Here is a 20,379-nt window from a genome sequence, read left to right as displayed (position 1 = left end):
CCGCGCATTCCAAATGTCCGCGGATGAACCGATCAAGGAGACCGTCTTGGACCAATCCACCCGATACCGCGATGTCGTCATCCGCGCGCCGCGCGGCAATCAACTGACCGCCAAGAGCTGGCTTACCGAAGCCCCCTTGCGCATGCTGATGAACAACCTGGATCCGGACGTCGCTGAAAATCCGAAGGAACTCGTCGTTTACGGCGGCATCGGCCGGGCGGCGCGCAATTGGGAGTGCTACGACAAGATCGTCGAGACCCTCAAGGAACTGAACGGCGACGAGACGCTGCTGGTGCAATCGGGCAAGCCGGTGGGGGTGTTCAAGACGCACGCCAACGCGCCGCGCGTGCTGATCGCGAATTCCAACCTGGTGCCCAACTGGGCCAGCTGGGAACACTTCAACGAGCTGGACGCCAAGGGCCTCGCGATGTACGGGCAGATGACCGCGGGCAGCTGGATCTACATCGGCAGCCAGGGCATCGTGCAAGGCACGTACGAAACCTTCGTCGAGGCGGGCAGGCAGCATTTCGGCGGCGATCTCAAGGGCCGTTGGGTGCTGACGGCCGGCCTGGGCGGCATGGGCGGCGCGCAGCCCCTGGCCGCCACGATGGCCGGCGCCTGCTCCCTGAACATCGAATGCCAGCAGAGCCGCATCGATTTCCGGCTGCGCACCCGCTATGTGGATGAGCAGGCCGAGGATCTGGACGACGCGCTGGCGCGCATCGCCAGGTACACGAAGGAGGGCCGCGCCATTTCTATCGCGCTATGCGCCAATGCCGCCGACGTCCTGCCCGAGCTGGTGCGCCGCGGCGTCAGGCCCGACATGGTCACGGACCAGACCAGCGCGCACGACCCCCTGAACGGATACCTGCCTTCCGGCTGGACCTGGGAGGACTACCGCGCCCGCGCGCAGCGCGAGCCCGCCGCCGTCGTCAAGGCAGCCAAGCAATCGATGGCCGTCCATGTGCGAGCCATGCTGGCGTTCAAGCGCCAGGGCATCCCCACGTTCGACTACGGCAACAACATCCGCCAGATGGCCAAGGAGGAAGGCGTGAGCGACGCCTTCGATTTCCCGGGCTTCGTGCCCGCCTACATCCGGCCGCTGTTCTGCCGCGGCGTGGGGCCGTTCCGCTGGGCCGCGCTGTCCGGCGACCCGCAAGACATCTACAAGACGGACGCCAAGGTCAAGGAGCTGATCCCCGACGATACGCATCTGCACCACTGGCTGAGCATGGCGCGCGAGCGCATCAGCTTCCAGGGCCTGCCGGCGCGCATCTGCTGGGTGGGCCTGGGCGAGCGCGCCAGGCTCGGGCTGGCATTCAACGAAATGGTGCGAGCGGGCGAGCTGTCGGCCCCGATCGTCATCGGCCGCGACCACCTGGATTCCGGTTCCGTCGCCAGTCCCAACCGCGAAACCGAATCCATGCGCGACGGTTCGGATGCCGTCTCCGACTGGCCTCTGCTCAACGCGCTGCTGAATACGGCCAGCGGCGCGACATGGGTGTCGCTGCACCACGGCGGCGGGGTGGGCATGGGCTTCTCGCAACACGCGGGGATGGTGATCGTGTGCGATGGCACGGACGAGGCGGCCGAGCGCATCGCCCGCGTGCTGACCAATGACCCGGGCACGGGCGTCATGCGCCACGCGGACGCCGGCTACGACATCGCGATCGAATGCGCCAGGGAGCAGGGCCTGAACCTGCCCATGATCACGGGCTCGCGCTGAGCCCGTGCGCAGCATCATTTCGCTAACCGGGGCGGGGCGGCAGCGTGCCGAAATCCCCGCCCCAATTTCGGGGCAATGCAATGGCTTTGGGCAACGAGGCAGGGTCCGCGCCGCTACTGGAGCGGCGTTCCATTGACCATATTCCTGAGTCCGAGCGGCACGGCAAGCTCTACAGCCAGTTCACGCTGTGGATGGGCGCCAATCTGCAGATCACCGCCATCGTTACCGGCGCGCTCGCCGTGGTGCTGGGCGGCGACGTGTTCTGGTCGCTGATCGGCCTGTTCATCGGCCAGGTCCTGGGCGGCGCCGTGATGGCGCTGCACGCGGCGCAGGGCCCCAGGCTGGGGCTGCCGCAGATGATCTCCAGCCGCGTGCAGTTCGGCGTGTACGGCGCGGCGATCCCCATCGTGCTCGTGTGCCTGATGTACCTGGGCTTCACCGCCACGGGCACCGTGCTGTCGGGGCAGGCGCTGGGCCAGCTGTTCGGCGTCAGCGACACCGCCGGCATCCTGATTTTCGCCGCCGTCATCATCCTGGCCACGCTGTTCGGCTACCGCGTGATCCACATCATCGGCCGGGCGGCGACGGTGCTGGGCATCATCGCGTTCGTCTATCTGTTCAGCCGCGTGATCGCGGTGGGCGACGTCGGCCAGCTCCTGCAGATCCGCCATTTCAGCTGGAGCTCGTTCCTGCTGGCGGTGTCGTTGGCGGCGTCGTGGCAGATCGCCTATGGCCCCTATGTGGCCGACTACTCGCGGTACCTGCCCAGTTCCACGTCGCCGGTGAAGACGTTCCTGGCGGTCGGGCTGGGGTCGGTCATCGGCGCGCAGATCGCGATGGTGCTCGGCGTGCTGGCCGCCGCGATGTCCGCCGGCCAGTTCGCGGGGCGCGAGGTGGCGTACATCGTCGGCCTGGGAGGCACCGGGACGATGGCGGCGCTGCTGTACTTCAGCATCGCGTTCGGCAAGGTCACGATCTCCACGCTGAACTCCTATGGCAGTTTCATGTGCATCGCCACCGTCATCAGCGGCTTTCGCGGCTCGGTCGAGATCACGCGCTGGCAGCGCGCGGCGGCGGTGGTGCTGATCGTGGGAGTGGCGACGGCCGTGGCCTTGGCGGGGCAGCATTCCTTCCTGAACGCCTTCAAGTCCTTCATCCTGTTCCTGCTCGCGTTCTTCACGCCCTGGAGCGCGGTCAACCTGGTGGACTACTACTTCGTCAGCCGCGAACGCTACGACGTGCCCGCGCTGTCGGATCCGAATGGGCGTTATGGGCGCTGGAACCTGCCCGGCATCCTGGTCTATACCTTCGGCGTGCTGGTGCAGATGCCCTTCATTTCGACCAAACTCTATACGGGGCCGATGGTTGAGCGCCTGGGCGGCGTGGACATCTCGTGGATCATAGGGTTGATCGTTCCGAGCATCCTCTACTACCTGTTTGCCCGCCGCGGCGCGAGGTCCGCGCTTCGCAAGCCCGCGCACAAGGCCGCTTGAAAATAAACAGCACGGTGCCGGAGATCCGGCACGGGAGACACAGAATGGATCTGCATTTGAAGCCCGGCCACCTGACCTTGTCCGATCTGCGGCGCGTGTATCGGCAGCCGGTGCGCCTGACCCTGGACGCCGGCGCGGCCAGCGCCATCGACGCCAGCGTGGCGACGGTCGAACGCATCATCGCCGAAGGCCGCACGGTTTACGGCATCAATACCGGCTTCGGCCTGCTCGCGTCGACGAAGATCGCGCGCGAAGACCTGGAAGCCCTGCAGACCTCGCTGGTGCGCTCGCATGCCGCCGGCGTGGGGGAGGCGCTGGACGACGCCATGGTCCGGCTGATCATGGTGTTGAAGATCAACAGCCTGGCGCGCGGCTGCTCCGGCATCCGCCGCCGCGTGATCGATCACCTGGTCGCGCTGGTGAACGCTGGCGTGTATCCGCATATTCCCTTGAAGGGTTCGGTGGGCGCCTCGGGGGACCTGGCGCCCCTGGCGCACATGTCGCTGGTGCTGCTGGGCGAAAGCCGCGCCCGTTTCCAGGGCGAATGGCTGCCCGCCGAAGAAGCCCTGGCCCGCGCCGGGCTGGCGCCGTTGACGCTGGCGGCCAAGGAAGGCCTGGCGCTGCTCAATGGCACGCAGGTTTCCACGGCCTATGCCTTGCGAGGCCTGTTCGAGGCCGAAGACATGATGGCGGCGGGCCTGGTCTGCGGCAGCCTCAGCGTCGAGGCCATGCTGGGGTCGCGCGTGCCCTTCGATGCCCGCATTCACGAGGCGCGCGGGCAGCCGGGCCAGATCGCCGTTGCGGCGGTGTTCCGCGATCTGCTGGGCGAGGACAGCGAAGTCGGCCATTCGCACGTGGATTGCGGCAAGGTGCAGGACCCCTACTCCCTGCGCTGCCAGCCCCAGGTGATGGGAGCCTGCCTGACGCAGATTCTCCACGTGGCCGAGGTGCTGCGGATCGAGTCGAACGCGGTGTCGGACAACCCGCTGGTGTTCGTCGCTCAGGGCGACGTGATTTCCGGGGGCAACTTCCATGCCGAACCCGTGGCGCTGGCCGCCGACAATCTTGCGCTGGCGCTGGCCGAGATCGGCGCGCTGTCCGAACGGCGCATCGCGTTGATGATGGACAAGCACATGTCGCAATTGCCGCCGTTCCTGGTCAGCCGGGGCGGCGTCAATTCGGGTTTCATGATCGCGCAGGTCACGGCGGCGGCCCTGGCAAGCGACAACAAGGCGCTGGCCCATCCGGCCAGCGTGGACAGCATGCCGACTTCGGCCAACCAGGAGGACCATGTGTCGATGGCGCCCAACGCCGGCAAGCGGCTGTGGGCCATGGCCGAGAATGTGCGCGGCATCCTGGCGATCGAATGGCTGGGAGCCTGCCAGGGCCTGGATTTCCGCGAGGGCCTCAAGACTTCGCCTCGGCTGGAACAGGCGCGCCGCATCCTGCGCGAGCAAGTGCCGCACTACGAGGAAGACCGCTTCTTCGCCCCGGACATCGCGGCGGCCAGCGCCCTGATCGCCGGACAGGCCTTGAACGGCCTGATGCCTGCCGGCCTGCTGCCCAGCCTTTGACCGGACCGACGCGAGACGCGCCTTCAAGGAGAGGACATGAGACAGCTATGGCGCAATTTCCACGCCGCGACGATGACGCGGGGCGCCTATTCGATGATCGAGCGCGCCGCCATCGTGACCCGCGCCGATCGCATCGAATGGATCGGCCCCGAAGCGGCGCTGCCGCCCATGGAGGCGGAGCGGGAGCACGATCTGGGCGGGGCATGGGTCACGCCCGGGCTGATCGACTGCCACACGCACCTGGTGTTTGGCGGAAATCGCAGCCTGGAATTCGAGCAGCGGCTGCAGGGCGTGGATTACGCCACGATCGCGGCGCAGGGCGGCGGCATCGCCAGCACGGTGCGCGCCACGCGCGCCGCCTCGGAAGACGAACTCTATGCCGGCGCGCGCGGGCGGGCCCTGCATCTGCTTCGCGATGGCGTCACCACGCTGGAAGTGAAGTCGGGCTACGGGCTGGACCTGCCCAACGAACGCAAGATGCTGCGGGTGGCCAGGCGGCTGGGGCAGACCCTGCCCGTGACGGTCCGGGCCACCTGCCTGGCCGCGCACGCGCTGCCGCCTGAGTTCGCCGGACGTGCGGACGACTATGTCCATGAGGTGACGCAGCGCATGTTGCCGGTGCTGGCGGCCGAAGGCCTCATCGATGCCGTCGACGCGTTCTGCGAGCACCTGGCGTTCTCTCCCGGCCAGGTCGAACGCGTGTTCCAGGCCGCCCGCCAGCTGGGCCTGCCGGTCAAGCTGCATGCCGAACAGTTGTCTTCGCTGCATGGGGCCACGCTGGCGGCGCGCTATGGCGCGCTGTCGGCGGACCACCTGGAATACCTGACCGAAAGCGACGTGCTGGCGATGGCCCGGGCCGGGACCGTCGCGGTGCTGCTGCCGGGCGCGTTCTACGCCCTGCGCGAGACGCAGCTGCCTCCGGTCGAACGCCTGCGCCGGCATGGCGTGCCCATCGCCATTTCCAGCGACCTGAATCCGGGAACCTCGCCCGTGCTGTCCCTGCGGCTGATGCTGAGCATGGCCTGCACCCTGTTCCGGATGACGCCCGAGGAGGCGCTGGCCGGCGTGACCGTGCACGCGGCGCGGGCGCTGGGGCTGCAAGGCACGCATGGGGAATTGGCGGCCGGGCGGGTCGCGGACTTCGTGGCGTGGGACATCGGCCACCCGTCCGAACTGGCCTATTGGATAGGCGGGGACCTGCCCAAGCGCGTCATCCGGCACGCGGAAGAAGCGGGCGCGCCGCAGCGGGATTGATTGCGGCGGATTCGGACCAATGTGCGTCCAAAAAGGACCAGGTGGCGGGTCGGGCGCGCGCAGGCCTGGCGCGGCGTTCTACGATGTGGCTCCAACGCGCCCGCTGCCGGGCGAGCACATCGTCCAAGGAGAGCGCATGCGTGTCTGCATGATGGAAAGCCCCGTAGACCTGGCGCCGCAAGGCGCCACGTGGGAAGGCATCGCCGATCGCATCGGCGAACTGGCGCCCGACCTGCTGATCACCAGCGAGATGCCGTTCGGCCCTTGGCTGGCCGCTACGTCCACCTATGACGCGGCGCGGGCCGCGGAGTCGTTGCGGATCCACGAGGCGGGGCTGGAGGCCCTGGCGGCGCTGAACGTGCCGGCCATCGTGTCGTCCCGCCCGGTGCCGGCGGGCAAGCGCCTGGCCAACGAGGCCTATGCCCTTGAGGGCGGGCGCTACACCAGGCTGCACCACAAGCAGTACTTTCCGCAGGAACCCGGTTATTTCGAGGCGACCTGGTTCGAGCCCGCCATGGAGGGCTTCGAGGTCTTCGAGGTGGGCGGAATCCGCGTGGGCGTGCAGCTATGCACCGAGCTCATGTTCAACGAACGATCGCGGCGCTACGGGCGGGACGGAGCGGAGTTGATCGTGGCGCCGCGCGCCAGCAGCGCGTCGACCCGGCGCTGGCTGACGGCCGGCGCCATGGCGGCGCTGGTGTCGGGGTGTTACGTGATCAGTTCGAACCGCGCCGGGCGTGCTTTGGACGGGCAGGTATTCGGCGGCTGTGCGTTTGCCTTCCAGCCGGATGGCGAACCGCTGGCGACGTCCACCGATGGCGAGGCTATCGTGGCGGTCGACGTGGACCCCAGGAAATCACGCGCGCAACAGTTGCAGTACCCCTGCTACGTGCGCGAGTAGCCGGCAGGCCGCCCGGGCGAACGGGCCCTAGCGCGGGCACCGCGCCTGCGCGGGCTCGGAGGCGTCGAAGCGCAGCCGCGAATAGCTGGCGGCGCAGGCCAGCGCGGCGCACAGGCCGCCCAGCCATAGCGCGGCGACCGCGCCCTGCGTGCTGGACACATTGAAACAGGCGGCCACCAGGGCCGCGCCAGACGCCTGACCGAGCAGGCGCACGGTGCCGATCATGCCGCTGGCGCCGCCCGCCCGCGAGGCCGGCGCCGACATCATGATGGCGCGCAGATTGGGCGACTGGAAAAAACCGAAGCCGGCGCCGCAGACGGCCATGCGCCAGCAGATGTCCCAGACGGGCGGGTCGGCCGGCATCAGCGCCAGCAGCGCCATGCCTAGGGCCATCAGCGCCAGCCCCACGCCGCCCAGCATGCCCGCGGGGTAGTGGTCGGAGAGGCGCCCGGCGATCGGCGCCATGAAAGCCACCACCACAGGCCAGGGGGTGATCAGAAAGCCCGTCTCCACCTGGGTGTAGCCCAGCGTGGTCTGCAGCAGGAAGGGCAAGGATACGAACGCCAGCGCCTGGGCCGCGAAGGCGCAGATGGCGGTGGCGGCGGACAGGGCGAACAAGGGCCGGCGCAGCAGATCGACGGCGAGGATGGGCGCGGGATGCCCGGCCTGCCTTCGCATCAGCAGGAACAGGCTGGCCGCGGCGATGCCCCATTCCAGCGTCACGCGCGGCAGGGGGGCGCCGTGCGCCAGCTCATTGGTGCCCAGCACGAACAGGCCCAGCGTCAGGGCGCATAGCGCCGCGGCCAGGCCGTCGAAGCCATGCGGCGCGCGGGTCGTTTTGGGCAGGCCGCGCAGGGCCAGGACCGCGCACACGATGCCGACCGGAACATTCATGAGAAACAGCCAGTGCCAGTTTCCAAGCAGAAGGATGGCCGACGCCACGGTGGGGCCCGCCGCGAAGGACAGGCCCACCACCATGGCGTTCAGGCCCAGTCCGCGGCCCAGCAGGTGGGAGGGATAGATGAAGCGCAGCAGCGCGCCGTTGACGCTCATGACGCCGGCCGCTCCCAGGCCCTGAAGGATCCGCGACGCCACCAGCATGGGCAGCGACGGCGCCAGGCCGCTGGTCAGCGACGACGCGGTGTACAGGGCCAGGCCCACGATATAGACGCGGCGATGGCCCAGGATCTCGCCCAGCGCCGCGGCGGGCAGCAGGCCCGCCACCATGGCCAGCTGGTAGCCGCTGATGACCCAGATGGATTCCGCGTCGTTGGCCCCGAGGTCCCGCGCGATGGTGGGCAGCGCCGTGTTGGCGATGGCGGTGTCCAGGCTGGCCATGCACAGCGCCAGCATGACGGCCAGGAGCGCGCCCAGGCGTTCCGACGCCGGCAGGCCGACGCCGGCCGGATAAACGGTATTGCGGGAGAAGGTGAGCATGTGACAGGCGACTTCGCGAGGCGTCCGCGTTGCGGACCGGGAATCGTGACCGTCGATTCTACGGCACGGGCGGCGGGCCTCGCGGGCGCCGCCCGCCTATTCCACGTTGTGGACGCGCAGCTGTTCCGCCAATTCAGCGTAGCAGCGCCGCACCGCCGCGCGCGCCTGTTTTTCCGGCGCGCGCGCCATCAGGCAGATGCGCCGCGTGAGCCGCGGGCGCTGCAAGGGCACGATGGACAGGCCGTCCAGGCGCTGGCCCTGTGTGTACAGCCGCGAGATCAGCCCCACGCGCAGGCCGGCCCGCACCAGGCTGTACAGCGTGTCGGTGTAGTTCAGGGTGTCGGTCGCGGCCAGGTCCGAGCCTTGCTGCCGCAGCGTGGAAACGATCATTTCGTAGGTGCTGCCGCGCGATAGCACGGCCAGCGGCTCCGCCTTCAGATCCTGCCAGGTAAGCGCCTGGCGGCGCGCAAGGCGGTGGCTGCGGGCCAGCACGGCCACCAGATCGTCTTGCGCCACGAAGGCGGCGGCCAGCCCGGGCGTCAGGCCGAAGTCCAGGCCCAGCCCGATGTCCAGCTCGCCATTGCCCAGCGCGGCCATCAATTCGTCGTTGAGATGGTCGCTGAGGATCAGCGCGATATCCGGATGGCGCTGGCGCCATTGGGCGACCACCGGGGCGAGCAGGTGCATGGTGGACGGGATGCAGCCGATCCGCACGGTGGCCGCCTGCGTGTCCAGCACGCGCCGCAGGTCTTCGGCGCCCTGGGTATAGGTATTGAGCAGCCATTCGATCTGGGCGCGAGCCGCCAGGCCCGCGGGAGTCAGCCGAACGTGGTGGGTGCTGCGCTCGAACAGCGTCACGCCCATCAGCGTCTCCAGTTCGCGGATGGCGGCGGAGAGGGCGGGCTGGCTCAGCGCCAGCGCCTGGGCGGCGCGGCTGAAGCTGGCATGGCGGGCCACTTCCTTGAAACCGCGCAACTGCCGCAGCGTGGGTTGGCGCGCCGGGACGGGCGCGCTGTCCGGCAGGAGAGGCTTGGTCATAGATTTACCTGATGAATCTATAAAAATATAACATTTCAGTTATTACCAGGATCTGAGTAGCATGGCGCCGTCGCCCTCCTACGCGCCCATCTTGCGCGCGCATTCGACCGTTCCCGCCATGTTCAAACGTCTGTTCCTGTCCGTCTCCGCGCTGGCGGTCACGCTGTGCGCCGCCCCGGCCATGGCCGCCGAAGCCGCCTGGCCCGAAGCCCGGCCCCTGACCCTGATCGTGCCGTTCAGCCCCGGAGGCAATGTCGATACGACTGCCCGGCTGGTGGCGCAGAAACTGGCGGACCGGCTCAAGCAGTCCGTCATCGTGGACAACGTGGCCGGCGCCGGCGGGGTGCTGGGCGTGGCGAAGGCCGCTCATGCCAAGCCTGACGGCTACACGCTGGTGATGGGCTTCGATGGCCCCATCAGCGTGGCCCGGTTGATCAACTCCGCGGTGAAATACGACGCCGAAACGGATCTGGAGCCGGTGGCCCTGGTAACCACCGCGCCCGTCGTGCTGCTGGCCCGCCCGGGCTTGCCGGCGCGGGACATGGGCGAGCTCATCGCGCTGGCGCGGGAAAAGCCCGACACGCTGACCTATGCCTCGTCGGGCGTGGGCACGGTGCTGCACCTGGCGATGGAGGTGATGCAGGACCAGGCCAAGGTCAAGCTGGTGCACGTGCCCTATCGAGGGGGCGCGCAAATCACCAACGACGTCATGGGCGGCCAGGTGGACCTCGGCCTGCTGGTGACCACCAGCGCCACGCCGCTGGTGCAACAGAAGAAGCTGCATGCATTGGGGGTGACCTCGGCCCGACGCGTCGACACGCTGCCGGACGTGCAGGCGTTCGGCGAAACGCCGGCGCTCAAGGGCTTTGAATTGAATACCTGGACAGGCGTCTTCGCGCCGGCGGGCACGGATCCCGCCGTGGTGCGGCGGCTCAACCAGGAATTGAACGCCGTGCTGAAGCTGGACGATGTGCAGAAGCGCCTGGCCGAAGGCGGCGCCATCGCGGGCCAGGGCACGGCCCAGGAATTCGCCGAGTTCCTGAAAAAGGAAAAGGCCTTGTACGGCCACATCGTGAAGAGCGCCAACATCCAGCAGGAATAAGCCCGAGGACGCCAACGCCATGACCATTACCGCAAGCGGCCCCGTGCTGCCCGAAATCCAGGCCATCCAGGACGAGATGGTGGCTCTGCGCCGCCGCATCCACGCCAATCCCGAACTGGCCTACGAAGAGGTCGATACCGGCGACCTGGTGGCGCAGCAGTTGGCAGCGTGGGGCTACGAGGTGCATCGGGGCCTGGGCGTGACCGGCGTGGTAGGCACCTTGCGGCTGGGCGGCGGCTCGCGCCGCCTGGGCCTGCGGGCCGACATGGACGCCCTGCCCATCCACGAGACCACCGGCCTGCCGTACGCCAGCCGGCATCCGGGGAAAATGCATGCCTGCGGCCATGACGGCCATACCGCGACCCTGCTTGCCGCCGCCCGCGCCCTGGCCGAGCGCGGCCGCTTCGACGGCACGCTGCATCTGATATTCCAGCCGGCCGAGGAAGGCCATGGCGGCGCGCAGAAGATGATCGCCGACGGCCTGTTCGAACGGTTTCCCTGCGATGCGGTCTACAGCTTCCACAACGAGCCTGGCTACCCGGCCGGCCATTTCGGCTTCCGTTCCGGCGTGATGTACAGCTCGTCCGATACGGTCGTGCTGACGGTCAGCGGCGTCGGCGGCCATGGCGCGATGCCGCACGTGGCGGTGGATCCCATCGTGGCCGCGGCCAGCATCGTGCTGGCCCTGCAGACCATCGTCTCGCGCGAGATCGACCCCAACGACATGGCGGTGGTGACCATTGGGGCCATCCATGGGGGCGACGCGCCCAACGTGATTCCGAAATCGGTGGAGCTGCGGCTGACGGTGCGCGCGCGCCGGCCGGAAACGCGGGCGCTGCTGCGCGAGCGCATCACCGCGATCGCCACCGCCCAGGCGGCGGTGCACCGCGCCACCGTCGAAGTGGACTACCGCTGGCGCTATCCGCCCGTGGTCAACGATCGCGGCGCCACGCAGTTCGCGGCGGACGTGGCGCGCGGCTGGCTCGGCGAAGGACTGCTAATTCCCGACCTCGAGCCCCTGCAGGCCAGCGACGATTTCGCCTTCATGCTGGAGGCGGTGCCGGGCAGCTACTTCATCGTCGGCAACGGCGAGGGCGAAGGCGGCTGCATGGTGCACAACCCCGACTACGATTTCAACGATGGCATCCTGCCGGTCACGGCCAGCTACTGGGTGACGCTGGCGGAAGCCTACCTGGCCGCCGACGCGCGCTGATCCGCCGCCGGCCGCCGCTTTATCCACGACGCATGACTGCTCCTCTCGACCCGACCTCCGCCGGCGCGCCGGCGTTCGACGCCACCACCGGCTACTGGCAGGAGATCGTCAGCGCCGACGCGCTGTCCCTGCCGCCGGACCCGCCCTATTGCCGGGGCTATCCCGCGCGGCTGCCGGACGGCCGCTACCTGGTGCTGCCGCTGCGCGGCGTGCCTGGCGACCCGGAACGCTGCGTGGCCTCGCTGATCGCCAATCACGCCAGCCTGGACGTGGTCGATGCGCTGGCGGGTTTCATGGCCGAGCGGGCGCGCGCCTTCGGTGCCGAAATCGTGGTGGGCTTGCCCACGCTGGGCCTGGCTTTCGCGCCCATGGTGGCGCGCGGGCTGGGATTCACGCGCTATGTGCCATTCGGCTATTCGCGCAAGTATTGGTACGACGAGCGCCTGGCCGTGCCGGTGCATTCGCTGACGACGCCGGACGCCGGCAAGTTGCTGTACGTGGACCCGAACCTTGCGGGCAGCCTGGCCGGCCGCCGGGTGCTCGTGGTGGACGATGCCGTCAGCACGGGGCAGACGATGGCGTCCGCGCTGGAATTGCTGGCCCGCTGCGGCGCCGAGGTGGCGGGCATCGTGGTGGCCATGTGCCAGGGCGTGCGCTGGCGCGCGCGCCTCGTGGACGCGCAGGGAGCGCCGATACCGGTGGCCTGCGCGTTCGAGTCTCCCCGCATGCGCCGCGTGCCGGGAGGCTGGGCGCCGGAGGCGGCGTAGCCGGATACGCGGCTACAGGGATTCGGGATCCCGGCGCAGCGAAAAGCCCTGCGCCTCGTTCATCGCCAGATAGCTGACATTGCGCGACACGACCGGGGGCTTGTCGCCGGCGTGCAGCGCGCGCACCTTGTCCAGCACCATCTTGTCGGCCAGGGTCATGCGGTCGATCATGCGCAGGTACTGCATCCAGCTTTCCACCAGGAACACCTCGCGCCAGACGCCTTCGCGCTCCAGGTCGCGGAACAGCTGCCACTGTTGCGCGCCGTTGCGCAGCCGCAAAAGGCGCAGCGGGCGCGCGGCCTGGATCAGCGCGGACAGCTTGTCCCGCTCGATCTGGTATTCCACCGCGACCAGCACGGAGCCGTGCTGGGTATTGAAGCCCGCCGCGGCCAGCGCGGGCTCGGTGTTGTCGGCGCGCGCCAGCGATTGCGTGTCCACCTGTTCGGGCAGGCGCGATCGGTACAGCAGCGCCACGGTGATGCCCAGCATGATGCCGGCGGCCGCCAGCGCGCCGGAAACGCCCATGGTTTCGGCGAAGTGGCCCCACATGAAGGAACCCGCCGCCAGGCCGCCGAAGATGGCGGTCTGGTAGAGCGCCAGGGCGCGCGCCTTGACCCAGTCCGGCACCAGCATCTGGACGGTGGTGTTGTAGGTGGCCAGCACGCCGATCCAGCAGCTGCCGGACAGGAGCAGCGCGGGGAACGCAATCCACAGCGAGCCGGCCAGGCCGAGCGCCAGCAGGCAGGCGGCCAGCAGCCCGGCTGCCACGCTGACCAGCCCGCTGGCGCCCCATGCCGCCTGCACGCGGCGCACCACGGCGCTGCCGAGGATGGCGCCCAGCCCCAGCGCGCCCAGCATGTAGCCGTACAGCAGGGCGCTGCCGCCCTCGTGTTCGTGCGCCAGCAGGGGCAGCAGCGCCCAGAGCGCGCTGGCGGACAGCCCGAAGGCGAAGGACCGCAGCATGACGAGCCTGGTCACGGTGGAGTGCTGGGTGTAGCGCACCGCCGCCACGACCCCTTCGAAAATCCCCTCGGGCGGCAGCCGGCGCGCGGGCAGGTCCCGCTTCCAGCGCCAGATCGCCCAGATCAGGCTGCCGTAGCAGAAGCAGTTCAGCAGGAACACCCAGGGCGCGCCCATGGCGCCCAGCAGCAGGCCGCCGATGGCCGGACCCACGGCGCGGGCCACGTTGAAATTGACGCTGTTCAGCAGCACTGCGCTACCCACGTGGGCGCGCGGCACCTGTTCGCCCACCGCGGCCTGCCAGGCGGGCGTGACGATGGCGCTGCCGATCGCGATGCAGAAGACGGACGCGATCAGCGTGACGGGGTGCAGCAGTCCCGCGAAGGCGAGCACGGTGATGAACAGGCCCCCGGCCAGTTCCAGCAGCATGCCCGTCAGCATGACCTTGCGCCTGTCGTAATTGTCGGCCAGCACGCCGGTCAGGATGGACAGCGCCACCAGCGGGAACGCGGCGGCCACCTGGATCATGGCGACCATCAGCGGGCTGCTCTGTTCGGTGGTGATGATCCATGCGGCGGCGACGGATTGCGCCCAGGTGCCCAGGTTGGCGAACAGATTGGCGATCCAGATGATCCGGAACGCGGGGAAGGCGAAGGGGGAAAGCGTGCTTACCTGCAGGACGGGGGCGGGGGCGGCCGGCGTTTCCGGGGGCAGGTCGTTCGTGGCCGAAACGGGTTGCAGCATGGGGATGGGTTCGAGGCGCGCGGAGCCGCCCCGGCAGGCTGTCTGGGTCGGGTAATGGTACGCCTAAGCCGATGGGAGGTGGGGACGCGCGGCCCCGTCCCGGCCCCCGTCGGGCGGGGGCCGGGGAGGGATCAGCCAGCCGGCGTCAGGGTTTGGGCGTGGCGGCGGCGCTGGCCGCGGGCGGATAGGCCTGGTTCAGGTATTCGACGATAAGGGGAACCTGCTCGGCGGGAATGGGAGCGCCGTAGGTGCCGATCATTTTCTTGACCTCGGCATCCCAGAAGCCCAGCGGCATCGGCGGTTGCGACGACACATAATCCACCGAATGGCACATCAGGCACAGGGACGCGCCCTGGGCGCCGGCGGTGGCGCCGGGACGCAGCTTGGCGGTTTCCTGGGGCAGCTTGATCTCCAGGGCCTGGGCCGCGGGGGCCAGGCAGGCGGCGGCGAGGGCAAGCGCCCACGCGCAGCGACGGTAGTGGCGAGTCATGGCGGGCTCCTCAGGCGGCGGTGACGCGGATGGTTTCGACCACGTTGCGCATGTAGCCGGCCGGATTCCAGAGCGGGTCGAGCGGCTGCGTGTCGCCGGCCATATTGGTGGCGCGGACCTTCAGCTCGTAGTCGCCGGCGGTGGCGGGCGTGAAATCGGCATGCCATTCGCGGAAGGAGTAGCGGCCCAGGTCCTTGCCCAGCGTGGCGGCATGCCAGGTCTTGCCGCCGTCGGACGAGAACTGGACGTCCCGGATTCCCTTGCCGCCATCGAACGCAATGCCCCGCACCTGCACGCGCTTGCCCCGGGCGAGCCGCGCGCCTTCGGTCAGGCTGGTGATGAAGCTGCGCACGTTGTAGCGGCCGATCGGACGGGTTTTCTCGGGCGCCTTGCCCGGCGGCGTGCAGGCGCAATCGTTGTCCGGGATGCGATAGGCCTTCTGCATCCAGAACCCATCGAACTCCTTGTCCAGCACCTTGATATCGGCCAGATGCTTGACCCAATAAGTGCCGTAATACCCGGGCACGACCAGGCGGACGGGATAGCCATTGAGCATGGGCAGGTCGGCGCCGTTCATGGCGTAGGCCAGCATGACCTCGCCGTCCATGGCGTGGGCCGTGTCCAGCGCCTTGACGAATTCCGGCGTGCCGGGAAGCACCGGACGGTCCATGCCTTCGAACGTGACCTGCCGCGCGCCGGCGCGGATGCCGGCTTTTTCAAGAATCCGCTTGAGCGGGATGCCGAGCCAGCGGGCATTGCCCATGGCGCCGTTGCCCGATTGGCCGCCTCCCACCCGCGGGGAGAAGAAGCCGCGGCTGTTGCCCGAGCATTGGGTGACGGCCACCAGTTCCACCGGCTTGCCGAACTGCTGCTTCAGCTCGGACAGCGACAGCTCCAAGGGGGTGTCGACCAACCCGCTGACCCGGATGCGGTAGGCGTTCAAGTCGATGGCGGTGGGGATGTTGCCCAGGTGATAGCGGACGAAGAACGCGTCGTTGGGGGTGATGACGTTGTCGTTGAACACCGAAAACGGTGTTTCGAGCTGGGGCGGGCGGGAGGTCTGCCGGATCAGCGGGCGCTTTTGCGGATAGGCGATCAGGTCGCGCTCGCCATTGGCGAAGGGCAGCGTGACGGTGGCGGGCGCCGCCAGGCTCGTGAGCGTGTGGCCGGCCAGCGTGCTGGTCGCGCCAAGGGTACAGGCCTGGCGCAGGAAGCGCCGACGCCCATTCGCATCGAATGTGCTCATCTCCGTGTCTCCTCGTTTTTTTCGAACGCCCTACCCCGCGGCGCATGCACACGAGCCTACGCGCCTCCTCCTGACAAATGCGTTAATGTCCGCGCTGACCGTTCCAATATCCGCGTTTTCCGCAACGATGATCCTGACATTTAACGGGCGCGCGTTTGCCGCGCTGCTGGCCGTGACCGCGCTGGAAGCGCTGATCGCCACCCTGGGCGCTCCCTATCCCCTGTTGCGGGGCTTCGTGGGAGATGGGATGGCGGTGGGATGGGCGTACCTGGCGTACCGCAGCGTCATTCGCGCGGGCGTGCTGCCGCTGGCGTTCGCGGCGCTGCTGACGGGCTATGCGGTGGAACTGGGCCAATACCTGGCCCGGCATTTCGGCTGGCGGCTGGAGCAGCCGCTCTTGCGCATCGTGCTGGGCAGCGTGCCCGATTGGTGGGACATGCTGGCCTACACGTTGGGATTCGGGCTGGTGCTGGCGCTGGCCGCCTGGAGGCGGCGGCGCCCCGAGTCGCGCGCCGCCTAGGCGCGCAAGGGCCGGGGCCTTGCCCGGCGTTCAGCCCGCCTGGCAGACCGCCGCGTCGTCATCGTGCCCGCGCGGGGCGGGAGCCGCCGCGCGCAGCGGTTGCAGCCGGGCATTGCGGAACGGCGCAAAGCACTCGGACCACGACGAGGGGAACAGGGGAGTGGCATGCCGCAGGGCATCGCGGCGGGCGTAGTGCGCCAGCAGCAGCTGGCCGATCGGGGCGTCTCCCAGGGGATGGCGGGTATTCATGGTATTTCCGTATTGCATTGAGATTGTATTCAGTGTACCAGCGTTGACCTTCCCGCGCCAGCCCATCTGTAGGCTCAAGTGCTTGATATGTAAGGGACCGTCCCCGTTTGTTGAAGGCAATCTCCGGGATTGCCCTAGCAGCCCAAAATAGTAGACGGTATACAATGTTCAACATGCCCGGGCTGAGACAGGCCTGGATTCCTCCCTACTTGGACCTGGAGCGCGTCATGGCTGAACTGATGAACCGAGATGAATTCCGTACCGCGTTGGAAAACGCGATCAAGGGCAAGAGCGCCAACGCTTCGCCTTTTTCGATTGCCTGGGCAGAAGGCAAGCTCAGCCGCCAGCACCTGCAGCGCTGGGCGGAGAACCACTATCACTACGTGGGGCCGTTCGCCGATTACCTGGGATACCTGTACGCCCGCACGCCGGACACCTACACCGAAGCCAAGGATTTCCTCCTGGCCAATATGTATGAAGAGGAGATCGGGGGCGACCGCCACACGGACCTGCTGATCCGCTTTGCCGAAGCCTGCGGCACGACCCGGGAGCGGGTCGTAGACCCCGACAACATGTCGCCGACCACGCGCGCGCTGCAAAGCTGGTGCTACGCGGTCGCCATGCGCGAAGACCCGATCGTGGCCGTGGCCGGGCTGGTTGTGGGCCTGGAATCGCAAGTGCCCTCCATCTACCGCAAGCAGACGCCCACGCTGCGCGAAAAGTACGGCTTTACCGACGAGGAGGTGGAATTCTTCGACCTGCACATCGTGTCCGACGAAATCCACGGCGAACGCGGCTACCAGATCGTGCTGGAACACGCCAATACGGTGGACCTGCAGCAGCGCTGCCTGAAGATCTGCGAGATCGGCGCGCAGATGCGGCTGCTGTACACCACGGCGCTCTACACCGACTACGTGCAGGACGACATCGCCCTGCCCGAACTGGGCCTCGCTGCCTGAATCCGTCGCGCGGATCGTCCGGCGGTCCCCGCCGGACGGCCTGCGCGAGACTCTTTTTCGTGTCGAGAGGCCCTAGCGAACCATGCCTACCGTTGTGTTTCATAAAGGCGGCCAGACCTACACCGACGTGGTGAAGGAAAACACCAACCTGGTGGTGCGGGCCGGCATCAAGCAGTTTCCGTATCCGCATCTGCGCTACGAGTGCGGCATGGGAAAGTGCGCCAAGTGCGCGTGCCGCGTGCTGGCCGGGTCCGAGCATCTGCCTCCGGTCAACTGGAAGGAAAAGAAACAGCTGGGCGACCGTGTCGATCAGGGCTACCGGCTGGCCTGCCAGTTGTGGCTCAACAGCGATATCGAGCTGACCCAGGATGTGGAGGCGTAGCGGCGATGGACCCGGTATATGTCATCCTGACCTCCAAGCCTGGCGTGTTCCGCACGGAAGCCGGCGAGGAGGTCGATATCATCGAAACCTACGATTACGTGTTCTACGGCCGGGCGCTGGCGGAATACCGCATCGCCCGGCTGCATGGGGAGACGAAGCTGGTCGTCACGGAGGAGACGCCGCCGTACGTGGTGAACCGCGTGCCGTCCAAGTTTCTCGAGAAGTTCGAATCGGTGGAGGCCGCGCGCAAGGAACTTGCGCACCTCACGCGTTTCGGCAGCATGGAATCGACCCTGACGCTGCGCCGCGGCGCCGTCCCCGCGGAGCACTGAACACCATGGTCCAGATCACATTCATCTCCAATGGCGGCAAGGTCGCGACGGCGCCCGAGAACAGCAACCTGTTGCGGGTATCGCTAAAGGAAAAGGGCGGGATCCCGTTCAAATGCGGGGGCGGCCTGTGCGGCACCTGCAAATGCCGGATCGAAGAAGGACTCGAGAATACCGACGCCATCAAGCCCAAGGAACGCAAGCACCTGCGCCCGGAGGATTTCGAGGCGGGCTACCGCATGGCATGCCAGACCTTCGTGAACGGCGACATCAAGGTGTCGTGGGTGGTCCAGAACGGCAAGGGCATCGTGGTGGGCGCGCCGGCCGATCCGGTGCAGGCCGGGACCTGAGTGCCCACGGCGGCCCGGCCTGGCCGCTTACGCCACGGAGGCGTGCTGCGACTGCTGCGTTTCGGTATAGGCCTTGGCGGCGTTGTGCACGTGCTGGCTGGCCAGCAGGGCGGCCAAGTCGCCGTTGCCGGCGATGACGGCGTTCAGGATCTGGGAATGCTCGTCCCAATTCTGTTTGGCCCGGTGCATGTTGCTGGGCGCGAACAGCAGCGCCGTGCGGTCGCGCAGCGAACGCATCAGGTCGGTCAGCACCACGTTGCCGCCGATGGTGGCGAGCATTTCGTGGAACTGAGAATTCAGGGCCAGGAACTTGTCCAGCTGCTCGCTGCGGGCGGCCTCGGTGCCTTCGCGCAGGAAGGCCTGCAGGCGCTCCACCGTTTTTTCATCGCGGCGTTGCGCGGCGAGCTTGGCATTCAGGCCTTCGAGCGTGGCGCGCACTTCCACCATATCGTAGGCGACCGCGTCGGACAGCACCGATACGGACGCGCCGCGCCGCGGTTCGATGGTGACCAGCCCTTCCGCGGCGAGCGCGCGCAGCGCCTCCCGCACGGGGATGCGCGACACGCCCATTTCCTCGGAGAGGCGGCCTTCGACCAGGCGGTCGCCGGGCGTGAATTCGCCGCTGAGGATGCGTTCGCGCAGCTTGTCGCGGATGACCGCGAACAACTGCGGATGCTGCTCCCCGATCTTCAGCGGGGCGGACTGCTGCGTGGCTACAGCTTGCGGGCTGACGGGAAGAGTGGTCATGGCGAGCGGATTTGGCTTAATGGATACAGTCTCCATTGTATTACCGGGCATGGCCGAGCGCGGACCGGGGGGGATGGCATCAGTTTCCCCAGAACGCCTTGACCAGCACCCCCAGCGCGCCCAGGGCGCACACGGCCAGCAGCACGCCGCGCACCGCGCGCGGGGGCAGCCGGTTTCGAAGCCGGTTGGAGACCGCAAAACCGGCCAGCAGGAAGGGCGCCAGGCTGAGAGCCAGCCCGGCGTGGTAACCCGTATACCGCTTGGCCAGCGCCAGCATGGCAAGCGAAAAAACCGATCCCAGGAACAGCACCATGCCCAGCGTGGCTCGCAGGCGCGGCGGCGCGGAGTGCTGCATCACGATGGCGATCGGGGGCGCGCCCACGGAGGTCATCGTGCCCATGATGCCCGACGCGATGCCCGCGCCGGAGACTCGCCCCGGCGTCGCGGAAAAGCGCAGGCCGGCCGCGCTGATCGCGACGGCCACCAGGATCAGGCCGGCGAACAGCACGCCCAGCGCCTGCGGCGCGAAGCGCGTCATGGCGTAGATGGCGATCAGCGTGCCGACGGCGCGGCCCGCCAGGGCGTAGGAAACGGAAGGCCAGTCGATGGCCGCGCGTTCGCGCAGCGCGGTCAAAAGAGAGATGCAGCCGCCCAGCGTCAGGAGCGGGCCGGGCGCCAGCTGAGGGAAGAACATGGCGGCCACGGGCGCCGCGAACATGGCGAAGCCGACGCCGCCCACACCCTGCGCGATCGCGGCGCCGAACACGACGATGGCCATGGTGGCGTATTGCAGCAGGTCGGGGTACGGCAGGGAGGGTGTCATGCCTGGGGTGTTAATTTATGTATACGATAGTCTATCCATGATTTGGACGAAATGCTCGTCCCAGATGGAAATTTA

At 68.1% G+C, this 20,379-nt stretch carries 21 protein-coding genes; 13 read left to right on the top strand and 8 right to left on the bottom strand.

Features of this window, described 5'->3' with window-relative positions; all coding sequences use genetic code 11:
* Positions 1-13 precede the first annotated feature (13 nt).
* From hutU to ACN6PJ_RS09465, 5 genes are all read left to right on the top strand, one after another.
* A complete protein-coding gene (hutU, locus tag ACN6PJ_RS09485; RefSeq protein WP_427995617.1) occupies positions 14-1,726 on the top strand; it encodes a urocanate hydratase in 1,713 nt (570 codons plus the stop codon).
* An 80-nt stretch (positions 1,727-1,806) separates the two neighbouring features.
* Complete coding sequence (locus ACN6PJ_RS09480) at positions 1,807-3,219, top strand: purine-cytosine permease family protein (RefSeq protein WP_427995616.1); 1,413 nt, start codon at positions 1,807-1,809, stop codon at positions 3,217-3,219.
* Between the two features lie 44 nt (positions 3,220-3,263).
* Positions 3,264-4,793 carry a histidine ammonia-lyase gene (gene hutH, locus ACN6PJ_RS09475; protein ID WP_427995615.1) on the top strand — a complete coding sequence of 510 codons (1,530 nt, stop codon included), beginning with the start codon at positions 3,264-3,266 and terminating at the stop codon, positions 4,791-4,793.
* A gap of 36 nt (positions 4,794-4,829) precedes the next feature.
* The gene (gene hutI / locus ACN6PJ_RS09470; RefSeq protein WP_427995614.1) at positions 4,830-6,047 is read left to right on the top strand and encodes an imidazolonepropionase; all 1,218 of its coding nucleotides are present in this window, start codon (positions 4,830-4,832) and stop codon (positions 6,045-6,047) included.
* 136 nt (positions 6,048-6,183) lie between these two features.
* Positions 6,184-6,948 carry a carbon-nitrogen hydrolase family protein gene (locus ACN6PJ_RS09465; protein WP_427995613.1) on the top strand — a complete coding sequence of 255 codons (765 nt, stop codon included), beginning with the start codon at positions 6,184-6,186 and terminating at the stop codon, positions 6,946-6,948.
* Positions 6,949-6,975: 27 nt separating this feature from the next.
* Here ACN6PJ_RS09465 and ACN6PJ_RS09460 read toward each other — a convergent pair whose 3' ends face one another.
* Positions 6,976-8,385: an MFS transporter gene (locus ACN6PJ_RS09460; protein WP_427995612.1), complete on the bottom strand. Its 1,410-nt coding sequence runs from the start codon at positions 8,383-8,385 to the stop codon at positions 6,976-6,978.
* Between the two features lie 96 nt (positions 8,386-8,481).
* Positions 8,482-9,423 carry a LysR family transcriptional regulator gene (locus tag ACN6PJ_RS09455; protein ID WP_427995611.1) on the bottom strand — a complete coding sequence of 314 codons (942 nt, stop codon included), beginning with the start codon at positions 9,421-9,423 and terminating at the stop codon, positions 8,482-8,484.
* A 118-nt stretch (positions 9,424-9,541) separates the two neighbouring features.
* Between ACN6PJ_RS09455 and ACN6PJ_RS09450 the strand changes: the two genes are divergently transcribed.
* From ACN6PJ_RS09450 to ACN6PJ_RS09440, 3 genes are read left to right on the top strand one after another with little or no spacing between them, the layout of a single operon-like run.
* A complete protein-coding gene (locus tag ACN6PJ_RS09450) occupies positions 9,542-10,525 on the top strand; it encodes a Bug family tripartite tricarboxylate transporter substrate binding protein (protein ID WP_427995800.1) in 984 nt (327 codons plus the stop codon).
* Between the two features lie 19 nt (positions 10,526-10,544).
* Complete coding sequence (locus ACN6PJ_RS09445; protein WP_427995610.1) at positions 10,545-11,738, top strand: M20 aminoacylase family protein; 1,194 nt, start codon at positions 10,545-10,547, stop codon at positions 11,736-11,738.
* 32 nt (positions 11,739-11,770) lie between these two features.
* Complete coding sequence (locus ACN6PJ_RS09440) at positions 11,771-12,505, top strand: phosphoribosyltransferase (protein ID WP_427995609.1); 735 nt, start codon at positions 11,771-11,773, stop codon at positions 12,503-12,505.
* Positions 12,506-12,517: 12 nt separating this feature from the next.
* On the opposite strand, the gene ACN6PJ_RS09435 is transcribed toward ACN6PJ_RS09440, so the two are convergent.
* The 3 genes from ACN6PJ_RS09435 to ACN6PJ_RS09425 form a co-directional block, all read right to left on the bottom strand.
* The gene (locus ACN6PJ_RS09435; protein ID WP_427995608.1) at positions 12,518-14,209 is read right to left on the bottom strand and encodes an MFS transporter; all 1,692 of its coding nucleotides are present in this window, start codon (positions 14,207-14,209) and stop codon (positions 12,518-12,520) included.
* A 145-nt stretch (positions 14,210-14,354) separates the two neighbouring features.
* Positions 14,355-14,699, bottom strand: a complete 345-nt coding sequence (locus ACN6PJ_RS09430; RefSeq protein WP_427995607.1) for a sulfite:cytochrome C oxidoreductase subunit B — start codon at positions 14,697-14,699, stop codon at positions 14,355-14,357.
* Between the two features lie 10 nt (positions 14,700-14,709).
* Positions 14,710-15,945 carry a molybdopterin-dependent oxidoreductase gene (locus ACN6PJ_RS09425; protein WP_427995606.1) on the bottom strand — a complete coding sequence of 412 codons (1,236 nt, stop codon included), beginning with the start codon at positions 15,943-15,945 and terminating at the stop codon, positions 14,710-14,712.
* A gap of 127 nt (positions 15,946-16,072) precedes the next feature.
* Between ACN6PJ_RS09425 and ACN6PJ_RS09420 the strand changes: the two genes are divergently transcribed.
* Positions 16,073-16,465, top strand: coding sequence for a DUF2809 domain-containing protein (locus ACN6PJ_RS09420; RefSeq protein WP_427995605.1), 393 nt, complete (start codon positions 16,073-16,075; stop codon positions 16,463-16,465).
* Between the two features lie 30 nt (positions 16,466-16,495).
* Here ACN6PJ_RS09420 and ACN6PJ_RS09415 read toward each other — a convergent pair whose 3' ends face one another.
* Complete coding sequence (locus ACN6PJ_RS09415) at positions 16,496-16,714, bottom strand: hypothetical protein (RefSeq protein WP_427995604.1); 219 nt, start codon at positions 16,712-16,714, stop codon at positions 16,496-16,498.
* A gap of 227 nt (positions 16,715-16,941) precedes the next feature.
* Between ACN6PJ_RS09415 and ACN6PJ_RS09410 the strand changes: the two genes are divergently transcribed.
* The 4 genes from ACN6PJ_RS09410 to ACN6PJ_RS09395 all read left to right on the top strand — a co-directional run bounded on the left by ACN6PJ_RS09410 (position 16,942) and on the right by ACN6PJ_RS09395 (position 18,734).
* Positions 16,942-17,673: a TenA family transcriptional regulator gene (locus tag ACN6PJ_RS09410; protein ID WP_043542017.1), complete on the top strand. Its 732-nt coding sequence runs from the start codon at positions 16,942-16,944 to the stop codon at positions 17,671-17,673.
* An 82-nt stretch (positions 17,674-17,755) separates the two neighbouring features.
* The gene (locus tag ACN6PJ_RS09405; protein WP_427995603.1) at positions 17,756-18,055 is read left to right on the top strand and encodes a 2Fe-2S iron-sulfur cluster-binding protein; all 300 of its coding nucleotides are present in this window, start codon (positions 17,756-17,758) and stop codon (positions 18,053-18,055) included.
* Between the two features lie 5 nt (positions 18,056-18,060).
* Positions 18,061-18,387, top strand: a complete 327-nt coding sequence (locus ACN6PJ_RS09400; RefSeq protein WP_427995602.1) for a ferredoxin — start codon at positions 18,061-18,063, stop codon at positions 18,385-18,387.
* Positions 18,384-18,734 (top strand): 2Fe-2S iron-sulfur cluster-binding protein, encoded by a 351-nt coding sequence (locus ACN6PJ_RS09395; protein ID WP_427995799.1) that lies wholly within the window; start codon positions 18,384-18,386, stop codon positions 18,732-18,734. Before ACN6PJ_RS09400 ends, ACN6PJ_RS09395 begins: the two co-directional genes overlap by 4 nt.
* Before the next feature lie 27 nt (positions 18,735-18,761).
* Here ACN6PJ_RS09395 and ACN6PJ_RS09390 read toward each other — a convergent pair whose 3' ends face one another.
* On the bottom strand, positions 18,762-19,481 hold the full coding sequence (locus tag ACN6PJ_RS09390) for a GntR family transcriptional regulator (RefSeq protein ID WP_427995601.1): 720 nt from the start codon (positions 19,479-19,481) through the stop codon (positions 18,762-18,764).
* Positions 19,482-19,560: 79 nt separating this feature from the next.
* Complete coding sequence (locus ACN6PJ_RS09385) at positions 19,561-20,304, bottom strand: TSUP family transporter (protein ID WP_427995600.1); 744 nt, start codon at positions 20,302-20,304, stop codon at positions 19,561-19,563.
* Positions 20,305-20,379: the final 75 nt, after the last annotated feature.

The sequence above is a fragment of the Achromobacter sp. genome, from assembly GCF_050285585.1.
GTDB lineage: Bacteria > Pseudomonadota > Gammaproteobacteria > Burkholderiales > Burkholderiaceae_B > Achromobacter.
The sequence above is the reverse complement of the archived record's forward strand: the minus strand, read 5'-3'. Positions and strand labels throughout refer to the sequence as shown.